At 44.0% G+C, this 12742-nt stretch carries 12 protein-coding genes; all 12 read left to right on the forward strand.

Going from position 1 to position 12742, the window contains the following annotated elements; all coding sequences use genetic code 11:
* The first annotated feature begins 24 nt into the window (after window positions 1-24).
* The 12 genes from BC351_RS20930 (at window position 25) to BC351_RS20980 (ending at window position 12736) form a co-directional block, all read left to right on the forward strand.
* Window positions 25-216, forward strand: a complete 192-nt coding sequence (locus BC351_RS20930) for a hypothetical protein (protein WP_208629806.1) — start codon at window positions 25-27, stop codon at window positions 214-216.
* 25 nt (window positions 217-241) lie between these two features.
* Window positions 242-664, forward strand: coding sequence for a VOC family protein (locus tag BC351_RS20935; protein WP_079414688.1), 423 nt, complete (start codon window positions 242-244; stop codon window positions 662-664).
* A 384-nt stretch (window positions 665-1048) separates the two neighbouring features.
* Window positions 1049-2314, forward strand: a complete 1266-nt coding sequence (locus BC351_RS20940) for a class I SAM-dependent methyltransferase (protein ID WP_079414689.1) — start codon at window positions 1049-1051, stop codon at window positions 2312-2314.
* A 3-nt stretch (window positions 2315-2317) separates the two neighbouring features.
* Entirely contained in the window at window positions 2318-4903 is a 2586-nt protein-coding gene (locus BC351_RS20945; RefSeq protein WP_079414691.1) for a metallophosphoesterase, read from the forward strand.
* Between the two features lie 84 nt (window positions 4904-4987).
* The gene (locus BC351_RS20950; RefSeq protein ID WP_079414736.1) at window positions 4988-5380 is read left to right on the forward strand and encodes an iron chaperone; all 393 of its coding nucleotides are present in this window, start codon (window positions 4988-4990) and stop codon (window positions 5378-5380) included.
* 249 nt (window positions 5381-5629) lie between these two features.
* Entirely contained in the window at window positions 5630-6367 is a 738-nt protein-coding gene (locus BC351_RS20955) for a tetratricopeptide repeat protein (RefSeq protein WP_158082172.1), read from the forward strand.
* Between the two features lie 42 nt (window positions 6368-6409).
* Window positions 6410-7315, forward strand: coding sequence for a TOTE conflict system archaeo-eukaryotic primase domain-containing protein (locus BC351_RS42945; RefSeq protein WP_208629808.1), 906 nt, complete (start codon window positions 6410-6412; stop codon window positions 7313-7315).
* Window positions 7312-8808: a DEAD/DEAH box helicase gene (locus tag BC351_RS42950; RefSeq protein WP_244209118.1), complete on the forward strand. Its 1497-nt coding sequence runs from the start codon at window positions 7312-7314 to the stop codon at window positions 8806-8808. Before BC351_RS42945 ends, BC351_RS42950 begins: the two co-directional genes overlap by 4 nt.
* Window positions 8809-8843: 35 nt before the next feature.
* Window positions 8844-9416, forward strand: coding sequence for a DUF6155 family protein (locus BC351_RS20965; protein WP_079414694.1), 573 nt, complete (start codon window positions 8844-8846; stop codon window positions 9414-9416).
* Between the two features lie 611 nt (window positions 9417-10027).
* Window positions 10028-10684, forward strand: a complete 657-nt coding sequence (eutL, locus tag BC351_RS20970; protein WP_079414695.1) for an ethanolamine utilization microcompartment protein EutL — start codon at window positions 10028-10030, stop codon at window positions 10682-10684.
* A gap of 22 nt (window positions 10685-10706) precedes the next feature.
* A complete protein-coding gene (locus BC351_RS43955; protein WP_079414697.1) occupies window positions 10707-11252 on the forward strand; it encodes a BMC domain-containing protein in 546 nt (181 codons plus the stop codon).
* A complete protein-coding gene (locus BC351_RS20980) occupies window positions 11249-12736 on the forward strand; it encodes an acetaldehyde dehydrogenase (acetylating) (protein WP_079414699.1) in 1488 nt (495 codons plus the stop codon). Before BC351_RS43955 ends, BC351_RS20980 begins: the two co-directional genes overlap by 4 nt.
* The last annotated feature ends 6 nt before the right edge of the window (window positions 12737-12742 follow it).

Here is a 12742-nt window from a genome sequence, read left to right on the forward strand (position 1 = left end):
TTTTCACACAAGGGGCGTGGGGATATGTATGGTATTTACTTGGATGTCTTGAAAGAGTACGAAGGTAATGGCTATGCAGCTTTCTTCATTAATTGGCTTAAAGTGAAATACCCGAATAAGAAAATGTATGTCTATTCCATCGAACAATCCAAAAATTTTTGGTATAAGCAGGACTTTGAAGTTGTAGGGAATACGGTATGGATGTCGTATAATTAAGTTAATATTTAAGGAGGTTAAGGACATGGGAACGAATGAGAAAATAGGCGGCGGCGGCTTGCACCATATTGCGCTGAGGGCGAATGATTTTGAAGCTACGGTGAAGTTTTATACCGAGGGGTTGGGTTTCAAGGAAGGGCATAGCTGGGGAGAAGGCGATAGTCGCATTATTTTACTGGATTCCGGCGACGGCAATTATATCGAAGTTTTCGCTGGCGGCACGGGTGAAGTGAAGCCGGAAGGTTCCTATTTCCATGTTGCTTTTCGCAGCAACAATGTGGATGCGGCCGTTGCCGCGGCTGTGGCAGCAGGAGCTGTAGTGACGGTGGACCCTAAAGATGTGGTATTAGGGAGCAATCCGCCGACGCCGGTTCGTATTGCTTTTGTTAAAGGGTTGAATGGGGAGATTATTGAGTTCTTTCATAGTACAGGGGAGAATCAGTTGTAAATTTCTCCTTCTCGCCATACTTTCACCCTGTTCACGGCTTCTCAAATAAGCGAAGATAGATCCACAAGGCTCGGCGAAAAATTTGCAGTTGACAAGAACTGGTAAGAGGCTTTAGTATGAGCAGTAATAAATCCCAGACAAAGGAGTCGATCAAGATGAAATCCAATTTATTTGTTAGTTTAAACCAAGAGCAGAGTAACCACTTTAACAAACAAATAAATAGTGGACGTATTCTCATCGACACACTGGGTTTCTTTTGACGGTATTTAGACTAGCTTTGTTAAGCTAGTTCTGGATGTTTTCTGGAATATCTGGTCATGGACGCTTGAGTCCATGGCCTTTTTTTATGTAATGAGTTCCAATAATTTGGAGGGGATCAAGAAAATGGCAGTCATTCAGGTGAAATCTACAAATCCGAAGTTTTCTTTTATGATCAAAAAAAATCCGCAATCCGGCCTCATGCTTAAATCAGTTCGCAAAGGAATGACGTATGGCTGGTACACGAACGATACTGCGTTCAATGTTTATTTTAAGGATGCAGATAACGAAGTTTCTTATAAGCAGCATGAGAAGGATCAATTCGAATATCTGAATGTCTCTCGCTACAACACGCCGTTGTTTCCCCTAAATGCGATTAACGAATACTTCTCGACGCCTTTGAAAGTGCATAACGAGCAGGATATCGAAGGATATGAGCACTCATTTTTCATTAACATGATTCATATTGAATTGGTGCGGTATGTGGAGTTTTTTGAGAAGCATCTGAAGGACTTTACATTTGAGCTGACACATCAAGCACATAAGAGTTACTCTCTTACCATTACGACTCGGAAAAGTCTTTACCAATTGCTGCATGTTGTCAGCGTATTGTGTCTATTTTTATCCATGTTTGGTGACGAATTTATTGATATTTCGGACAGCATTTTGGACAAATATATCAAAAGCGTTAATGTGATTGATCCACCTTTCTATATACGCAGCCTATTCGTTAGAAACTTCTTGCCTTCCAAGGATCGCTTCAAAACATATAAAAAAGAATTAGAAAACACCAGCCGTTATGACATTCAATTTGATTTTGGCGGGACAGGACTTCAGCGGAGGAACTTTATTGCTAGGGCATTACCTTTTAATAAAGCGATCCTGGATATTGGGTGTGGAGAAGGCTACTACGCAATTCCGTATGCTTCGAAAATCGAGGATTGCTATTATGCAATTGATATTAACGAAGAACTGTTAGAAGTCGTTAACCGTAAGGCTAAGTCCAAGGAGATCGATAATATTATTACGTTCCACTCTATTGATCATTTTCTGGAGCAGTATAACGGTGAGCTTGTAGATGTAATATTAACCGAAGTTATTGAGCATATGAGTGAAAATGAGGCAAAGGCTCTTATTGAACACGTCTGTAGGCATGTGGCTTTTGACCACTTTATAATTACAACACCAAACGCGGACTTTAACCAATACTATGAGCTAACTGGATTCAGACACGATGATCATAAATGGGAAATGGGTCAGGAAGCGTTCCGGGAGTGGTTTGAACAGACCGATTATGGAGATGACCATAACCTCGAGTTCGTAGCCATCGGGGATGGCGTGAATCAGATTCAGACGACACAAGGCGTTATTCTTAGGAAAAAGGAGGCGTAAGGCGTGGAAATTCGAACGAAAATCCATACGATTTTTATGATGATTGGATCTACAGAATGTGGCAAAACGACTTTCGCCAAGGAAGTCCTAATCCCTCAACTTCAGTTCGAGGATGCCGCGACTACGTATAAAACCAATGTGCAATATCTATCTTCAGACAGCATTCGGCAGGATGTTCTTGGTTATGATTACGATAAATACGATCAAGTGATGCTGGAGGCCAGTGAACAGGCTTTCCATCTGTTGTTCGAAAGATTAAAGATGGCAACTTCTTTTCCCATCAATGCGGAATTCGTTGTTGTTGACACGACAGGCTTGGCGGAGGAGTTTCGGGAAAAAGTACGTGAAATAGCTCACCAGAATAATTACAACCTGGAAGTGATCTTGTTCGACTATCGCAAACGGGAAGACTATTACGCTTCCGATCGCTCGAAAAAGCTCATCACGCATCACATTAACCGCTTGAGAAAAGATGTTATGGGATCTTTATCAAGGGAAGGCTACGATCGCATTCATAAGGTAAGATATAAGGATTTCTATTCCGTGACGGATCGGGTTCCGAATCCTGATTATCAAGTTATGATCGAGGATCGCGATATCTACCTAACTAGGATACTTCCTCAAGATTCCAAATATATAATGATTGGCGATGTCCATGAATGCATAGGAGAGTTGAAGGGTCTTTTGCTGGATTATGGGTTTAAAATAGAGGCTAATCAGCTCATTGCTCCTGATAAGCTGAAGGACACCAAAATCATTTTAGTTGGCGATTGGATTGATAAAGGGAAGAAGACCAAGGAAATCATTGAGTTTCTTTATGAAAATCAAGCCCACTTTTTATTCATTCTTGGGAACCATGAGAATTTCGTATATAAGTTTCTTCGTGGAGAAATTAATGGTGTTAATCAAGAATTGCTGGATTCCTATTTTGATTCTACCCAAGTACTTTTGCACGATGAGGTGCTTCGTGGGAAGTCTGACGAATTAATAGCCAGGTCCCAACCGTTCTATAGGTTTATTGGCGTTCATGGTCCTTCGTATTACATCACACACGCACCATGCAGGAACAAGTATATAGGTAAAATGGACACAAACTCCATTCGAAACCAGCGCAGTTTCCGAATTGATCGAGAGACGCCGTATGAGATTCAGCTTGGTTTTCTGAAGGAAGAAGCCGTACGGAACCATCCGTATCATATCTTTGGACATATTGCGGCTAAACAGTCTTTTCGAATTAAAAACAAAATTCATATCGATACCGGATGCGTTCATGGCAACGCGCTGACCTCGGTAAGCATCACATTTAAACCTTTTGTGAAAACCTTCAAATCTTCTCATGCCATTGTAACGGAAGAACTCAAAACTTTGTTTCACGAAGAAAGAAAAGTGTCTATCCAAGACTTGGATGATGAAGAAGTTCGCAGACTGCATTATGTTTCCCGGCATAAAGTGAACTTTATTTCAGGGACAATGTCCCCCGCGGATAAAGATGAAACTGCACATGAGCTTGAGTCCTTGAAACGCGGCTTGACATACTTTGCGGAGCACGGTGTTAAGCAAGTTGTCCTGCAGCCCAAATACATGGGCTCCAGATGTAATATTTATTTGCATGAGGATATGGAGCAATGTTTTGCGGTGAGTCGTAATGGGTATAAAATCAAACAAGTTGATCTGACCGATACTTATCAGAAGCTGCTGCTTAAATTCAGTGGTTATATGACGGAAAACCAAATTCAGATGCTCATTTTGGATGGAGAACTCCTCCCGTGGAAAGCTCTTGGTGATGGGCTGATTCAAAGGCAGTTTAAGCCGATTGAGAAAGCATTGGAGAGCGAATTGGCATTCTTGAAGCAAAATGGCTTTGAAGAGGCATTTGGTCATTTGGTTGAGCAATATCAAGCGAGTGAGTTTGAGAAAGAGCAATTTAACATGTCCAAGACAGCATTAAACGATAAATATGGCTCCCATTTGTATCAAAATTACAAATATCTGCATGACATTATAGGGACCTATGTTTCAGTAGATGATCATCTGACAGCCTATCAAACGTACAAGCGACAGTTGGAGATATATGCCGAAGAGGGGGAGATGGTTTACAAACCGTTTGCTTTATTGAAGGTAGTTTATCGCAATGGTGAAGAGGAAATTCCTACTTGGAGAACCTCTGAAGAGTACGGCTTCTTGTCGGAGGATGAATTCATTACCATAGACTTAACGGAACCGGATAGTCTCGAAAGAGCAGAGCAATATTTCTCAAAGCTGACCGTAGACAATTATATGGAAGGTGTCGTTATCAAGCCCGACGTGTTGGAAACCAGGGTGGTTCCCCATATGAAGGTTCGGAATCCCGACTATCTATCCATCATCTATGGTTATGATTACAAGTTTCCACATAAGTACAAGAAGCTGATGAAGCAGAAAAGCATTAACCAAAAGCTGCGCACTTCGATGAATGAGCATCGCTTGGGGAAGAAAATGCTGCAAGTTAAGTTTAGTGATATTGTGCCGGACAATGAGGCTTATAAGGAAGTAGTCGCGAGTTTATTGTTTGAAGTGGCCAAGGAGAAGGAGATTGATCCTCGGTTGTAGGTGATATCCCAAATAAGAAGGAAAGACAGACATCATGTAGAAAATCATATGAAGACAGACCAAAGGGCCATGGAAGGAGAATTCATGGAAGAAAACAAAGTTGTCTATGAATCAATCGATAATTATATCGCACAGTTTCCTCCAAAGGTTCAGGAGATTCTTCAAACAGTAAGAAAAGTTATTCAAGAGTCAGCGCCAGACGCAAAGGAAAAGATTAGTTATCAAATGCCTACCTTTGAGCTTTATGGAAATTTGGTGCATTTTGCTGCTTACCCAAATCATATTGGCTTCTATCCGACTCCAAGTGGTATTACGGCATTTAAAGAAGAACTCTCGCCATATAAAGGGGCAAAAGGGTCTGTACAATTCCTTCTAGAGAAGCCAATGCCTTATGAATTAATAAGTAGGATTGTTAAATTTCGAGTTGCGGAAAATGTTGAAAAAGCGGAAGGTAAATTGAAAAAAAAGAAGCATTAATTTCATAGGGATTCAATATAGCCTTCCTTCTAAGCCTCAACACTTAGAAGTGACGGGCTTTTTTTATTTTGCAACAACTTCTCTCAATGTCACAGCAAGGATTTTTTGATACAATGATTGTAAATTTAATAGAGTTGCAGAGGAGAGCCGAATATGCCGCCAATGATAAAAAGTTTACTTAAAATAGTAATTGTGCTTGCAGTAATTGTAATCGGGTTTAACTATCACTGGATGATAGGAGCAGCCCTCGTGGTAGTAATAGTAGGTTACTTCGTTTATACGAACCGTTCCTCCCTATATGCGCAGAGGGGTAATCTGGCTTACATGAAGGGGGATCGGGATCAAGCATTGATTTTGATGGAGAAAGCTTATCGTTCAAAATCCATTCAGCCCAAACACCAGATAGGCTATGGTTATTTGTTGATGAAAATAGGCGAACTTAGCAAGGCTGAGAACATGTTCGAGGAGGTTCTTCATCAAACAACAGCCAGAGATATGCTCATGCAGGCAAGGCTCAATTTGGCAACCGTGCACTGGCTCCAGAACAAACAGGATGAGGCTTATAGCAGCTTGCAGGAAATAGCGCAGGACGTTAAAAACACGCTGGTTTATGGGAATTTTGGCTATTTTCAAATTTTGCGCGGCGAGCTGGAAGCGGCCCTTGCATATAATCTCGAAGCCTATGCGTATAATGACAGCGATTTGACGATTATGGACAATTTGGCCCAAAACTATTATATGCTCGGTCGGCTGGACGAGGCAGATGAGATGTACACCAAGGTGATAGCCAAGACGCCTAAGCATGCTGAGTCCTATTATTACTATGCACTAACGCTTCAAAAACTTGGCCGAACGCAGGAAGCGCGGGAACAGATTGAGAAGGCGCTGGAGAAAGAGCTCGCGCTTATTACCCCTTTGACTAGGGAGGATATTGAGTTGTTGGCGAATGATTTGGGCAGGGATGATGCTGGTCAGGATCAGGTGTAAGAGGTTTTTGGGGGATACCACTAGATCACTTTAGGAGGGAATATGAAGGATCTGGAATTAGAACTTGAGCTTGCCTTGAAAGAAATTGAACGATTAAATCACGAAAATCATCAATTGAAGCAAAGGGTTGCAGAGCTTATAAAGGATGATTCTATGTTCACTGATTATAGTCTCCTTAATGTTTCAACGGATGCTGAATTAATTAATGAAACTAAATTACAATTAGAAGTGCAGAAGAGAAACGTCCATAATTATTCGGCTCCCAGCGAAAAGATAGCCTTATTTCGGAATCTCTTTCGGGGGCGTGAAGACGTATTTCCAAATAGATGGGAAAGCAAAACGGGGAAATCCGGATACTCTCCGGCATGTGCAAATGAGTGGTCATTTGTGTGCAAGAAGCCTCAGGTAAAATGTTCGGACTGCTCTCATAGAGCATTTCTTCCGGTTACGGACGAGATCATTTCTTCTCATCTTGATGCCAAGGTTAATCGTACGGTAGGGGTCTATCCAATGCTCCAGGATGAAACCTGCTGGTTCTTGGCCATTGATTTTGATAAGGAAAATTGGAAACGGGATGTTGTCGCTGTGATGACAACCTGTCGCGAAATGCAGATACCTGTTGCGTTGGAACGTTCCCGTTCAGGAAACGGTGGGCATATATGGATATTCTTCGATCAACCTGTTGAAGCTAGTTTAGCTCGCAAACTGGGCTGTGCTCTATTGACCAAAACGATGGAAAGCAGGTATGAGCTTGGCTTGGGTTCCTATGACCGCTTATTTCCTAATCAAGATACGCTCCCAAAAGGTGGATTTGGCAATTTAATAGCACTCCCATTGCAAGGCAGCCCACGGAAAGACGGAAATAGTGTTTTTGTAGATGAGGGGTTCATCCCCTACGAAGATCAGTGGAGCTTTCTTTCTAGTTTAGAAAAAATGACGGTATTTTGAACATAGGTGTTTGGGATGAAGCTAATGAGGAGAGACCTTGGGAAACACAGGAGATTAGTTTTGATTCTGAAGAAATAGATATGACATTGCCGTCGGAAATTAAAGTTATTCTTTCTAATATGATCTATATTGAAAAGAAGGGCCTCCCTGTACAGCTTATAAATCGAATTGGAAGATTGGCTTCATTTCAGAATCCGGATTTCTACAAAACGCAAGCAATGCGGTTACCTACGTACGGCAAACCGCGTGTTATCGGTTGTGCGGAGGATTTCTTAAAGCATATAGCACTTCCAAGAGGCTGTCTGCAATCGGTAACTAATATGTTTAATAATTATGGCGTTCCGTTATCTATAACCGATGAAAGATACGATGGACTGGAAATAAATGTGCAGTTTAAGGGGCAACTTTCTATGCTGCAAGATACCGCGGCTAGATCAATCCTCGCTCATAATACTGGCATTCTTTCTGCCACAACAGCGTTCGGAAAAACGGTAGTAGCAGCTTCCATAATAGCCTCTAGAAAAGTGAACACATTAGTGCTGGTACATCGTCGTGAATTGATGGACCAGTGGAAAGAAAGATTATGTACTTTTCTTAATTTGGATGTGAAGGAAATTGGTGTTATTGGCGGCGGGAAAGAGAAGAGGACCGGTACTATCGACATCGCAGTCATTCAAAGTCTAAACAATAAAGGGAGTATAAAAGATTATTTAACGGAGTATGGGCAAATCATTGTAGATGAATGTCATCATGTATCTGCATTTAGCTTCGAGCAAGTGTTGAAAAAGGCAAAGGCCAAATATGTTGTAGGTCTGACGGCTACGCCCACTAGGCAGGATGGACAACAACCCATTGTACTTATGCAATGTGGCCCCATTCGAACAAGAATAGATGCGAAATCCCAGGCACTCGTGAGAGGCTTTGAACATAAGGTAGTGCCCAGGTATACATCGTACCAATTACCAACTCAGATACCTACTCCTGCTATCCAGACTATTTATCAGTTTTTAGTAGAAGATGAAAGTAGGAATGAATTAATCTTTGATGATCTATTAAAATGTCTAGAACAAGGCAGATCCCCTATTCTTCTAGCAGAACGTACAGCGCACGTTGAGTACTTTGAAAAGAAACTGGAAAAGTTCGCGAAGAATGTAATCGTATTGCGCGGGGGCATGGGGAAAAAGCAGCGAGAGGAACTTCGGCGGCGCATAGCGGAAATACCAGATACGGAGGAACGAGTTTTTATAGCAACTGGGAAATTGATTGGAGAAGGCTTTGATGATGCTAGGTTAGATACATTATTTTTAGTTCATCCGATCTCATGGAAAGGAAGCTTGCAGCAATACGCTGGAAGACTGCACCGATCTCATGCCAATAAACAAGAAGTCCAGATTTATGATTATGTAGATATCCAAGTCCCCCTTCTCATGAGTATGTATAGGAAGAGAGTGAAAGGGTATCGTGCTATGGGATACAGTGGTATGGAGCTATAGAACAAACAGAAAAAAATGAAAGGTTGTAATTCACAATGCCCAAAGTGTCCAAAATTTCGATACCAGAAGTTAAGAAACATTTGAAAACATATAAAGCCGAAGAGCTAATCTCGATAATCATCGATTGTTACAAATCCAGTGACGATGTAAAAAAATATATTGATATGATGCTTGAGCCTGAAGGTACAGAGGATCAATTATTTGAGGAAGCAAAAAAGAAGGTTTTGCAGCAATTTTTTCCGGAACGCGGTTTAGCAAAGCTTAAACTGGCAGATGCGAAGAAAGCTATTTCTGAATTCGGCAAGCTGAGTAATAATCCAGTGAGAACGTTAGAATTAATGATTTACTATGTGGAGTTAGGTGTAGAGTTTATAAATGTTTACGGATATTTTAGCGAGCCTTTTTATAATAGTATGGCGTCTATGTTTTACAATGTTATTAACAAAATAGAGGCTGATAGTGGCAGGGGGCTCTATGATTTATTTCATGATGAGTTAGAGGCGATTGTTGGAGAATCGAAAAGAGTAGGTTGGGGATTATTTGAGCAGCTTTGCCAAATGTTTTGTGATCTAGCTAGAAACTATGAAGATGATGATGAGATAGAGTGAGGGCCTGCACTGAATTTAACAAATAAACGCCTCCATCCACTTGAGTAGTGGCTTTGGAGGCGTTTTTGCTTGTACTCTGGGCATCGTTTATACACGGTTCCCCCATGTGGGTGGGCTTGGCCGACATAAGTTTGGTACTAGCTGGCAGTTTGCCTAAGTGTCAGAACAAGCATATGTCACAAATTCCTGCAAATGTGCATCCTTTTCGTCGTGGGAGTAGGCAAAATGGTAGAAAGCCTGCAAATATGCATCCTTTAGAGACTTTTTCTCCAATCCAGGACTGAAAAGCCTAAAAAGCCTGCATAATCGCAGGCTTTCCCATGTTTTCTCCCGATTTGATCGAAAATGCCTGCACTTATGCAGGCTTTCTCGATCAAATCAGTGCCCATCACCTTATCAGATGATGCATTCACTAACTATGGCTCAGCCGCTTGCACGCAATAGCAGTGCTGGAATCAAGTTTCGCAAAGTAGGAATACTTGTCTCATAACGCACATATTCATAATCAAAAGCATACAGGTCAGGCAAGGTGCCCCAGGTCCAGGAACGTCAAACGGTTCTATGCACCTTGGCACCTTTTTGAGTTTATTCACGGTGAAGAGGTGAAGGGAGTGAACCAACATCCGATCAGGGCTATTCCGCTCGCCATCAGGATCATATCCAACGTCGATGCAGGCTTAGCGCAGCAGCTCGATTTGAAGCCAGGCATTCGCAGCCTGGGTCTACTAACGTCCAGCATCGACGACGTCGGCTACACGGCTATCGATGAAGCGACGAAGCACGCAGCCGTTGAAGTCGTGTATGCCCGTTCCTTCTATGCGGGATCGGGACATGCCTCCGGACCGCTGTCCGGCGAATTTATTGGCATTCTTGGCGGCGCCTCGCCTGCTGAAGTGAGAAGCGGGCTGGATGCCGCTAGGCAGGTGATGGAGACGGGAGCTTGTTTTTACGCTCTTAATGACGAAGGAACCCACGCATACTATGCGCATGTGGTTTCCAGAACGGGTTCTTACCTTTCTGCATTGGCGGAAATTGCAGAAGGAGAGCCTCTAGCTTACCTCATTGCTCCGCCATTGGAAGCTGTTTACGGACTAGACGCCGCACTGAAGGCTGCGGATGTGCGAATGTGCAAGTTCTATGGGCCTCCGACGGAGACGAATTTTGCGGGTGGATTGCTGACAGGCAGTCAATCTGCTTGTCAGGCAGCAGCGGAGGCGTTTGCAGACGCTGTCAAAGGCATAGCTCTTGATCCGAAGAAAATAGGTTGAAATAGAGAAGCGGGTGATTCCCATGAATGAAAAGCTAATGTCTCTAGGCATGATTGAAACTTATGGTCTGCCTGCTTTGATAGCAGCAGCAGATGCTGCTGCGAAGACGGCGGATGTGAAGGTAACGACGTATGAGAAAGTGGATGCCGGCATCGTAACGATTTATATTTTGGGCGATGTTGCAGCAGTCAAAGCCGCCGTAGATGCAGGGGCTGCTGAAGCGAAGCGAGTGGGCAAGCTGTTGTCCACACATGTAATTCCAAGGCCAGATCCTTCGGTACATGCGTTGATTCAAGAGGCTTGGGCAAACAATCAGCCAAAAGCCTCGCAGCAGCAGAAGAAGGAATCTGAATCTGAATCTGAATCTGAATCTGAATCTGCTGTCTCCCCATCGCCCGCAAAGACACCGCCAAGCTGGAGCAAAATGACCGTCGCTCAGCTTAGAGAGCTTGCACAGATTACCCCCCAATTCCCCATTACTGGCCGGGATATTCAATTGGTGAGTAAAGCTGAGCTGGTGAGGCTGTTCACGGAGCGGGATGCTGAAGGAGGAGATCCTGCGACATGAAGCTGGATAGCGATTTGCAAGCAATTCAGGAGGTCCGACATTTCCTCCAAGAGGCGAAGGCGGCACAGAAACAGCTGGAGCAAATGACGCAATCGCAGATTGACGCCATTGTAGCTGCCATGGCGCAAGCGGTGGAATCGGAGGCAGAACGGCTGGCCATCCTGGCTGTAGAAGAGACAGGCTTCGGCAACGCCGCTGATAAAAAGGCCAAAAATCTCTTCGTCGCGCGAGACGTCTATGCCGCCATCAAGGACATGCAAACGGTCGGGATTATTCGCAAAGATGAAGTGAATCAGGTGTGGGAAATCGCTCAACCCGTTGGCATTGTGGCTGCTATCATTCCTTCGACAAACCCGACATCGACGGTCATCTTTAAATGTATGATCTCACTCAAATCAAGAAATGCGATCGTGATTAGTCCGCATCCATCGGCGCTGCGCTGTTCGCAGGAAGCGGCAGCCGTCATGCGGGAGGCAGCGGAGAAAGCGGGAGCCCCGCAAGGGCTGATTCATTGCTTATCGCATCCATCCATTGAAGCCAGCGGGGAACTGATGAAGCATAAGCTGACGGATCTCATCTTGGCCACAGGTGGAACGGCCATGGTGAAGGCTGCTTACAGCTCAGGCAAGCCCGCATACGGTGTTGGACCAGGCAATGTGCCGGTTTATATCCATCGGAGCGCGAATATCAGCCGCGCTGTGGGCCATATTTTGCAAAGCAAAACGTTCGATTACGGAACGATTTGTGCGTCGGAGCAGGCGCTCGTCGTCGACGAAGCGGTGAAGGCGGAACTGGTCGCGGAGTTGAAGCGGCAAGGTGCTTACTTTTTGAACGCGGAGGAGAAAGAGAAGGTTGGCTCGATCCTCACCGCCGGGAAAGGAATGAACCCGCAGGTGGTTGGACGTTCTCCGCAGGTGATTGCGGGCAAGGCAGGCATAACTGTGCCGGAGACGGCTAAGGTGCTGATCGCAGAGGAAGCGGAAGTCGGACATGAGCATCCTTTTGCTAGGGAGAAACTAAGTCCTGTCCTCGCTTTATATACGGTTAAGGACTGGCAAGAGGGATGCGATCGCTGCATGGAGCTGTTGGAACTTGGCGGACTTGGACATACGCTTGGCATACATGGCGAGGATTTGTCGATTATTGAGGCGTTTGGTCTGGAGAAACCGGCATCGCGCATTATCGTCAACACGGGTACAACGTTTGGAGGCATTGGCGCAACAACAGGAATCATGCCGTCGATGACACTTGGCTGCGGTGCTTATGGCAACAACATCACGTCGGACAATATCGGTCCCCAGCATTTGATGAACATCAAGCGGGTTGCTTTTGGCATCAAGGAGATGCAGACAGAGCCTGATGAGAATCGAGTTATTGCACAAGTGGCAGATAGTTTGGAAAGCTCTCATCAGCTTAGCATTACACGCGATGAGGTTGCGCAGATCATAAGAAACGTGCTTGCTGAGATGCAAGTGATTACATAATCCGAG

The organism is Paenibacillus ferrarius, assembly GCF_002027705.1.
In the GTDB taxonomy this organism is placed as follows: domain Bacteria; phylum Bacillota; class Bacilli; order Paenibacillales; family NBRC-103111; genus Paenibacillus_E; species Paenibacillus_E ferrarius.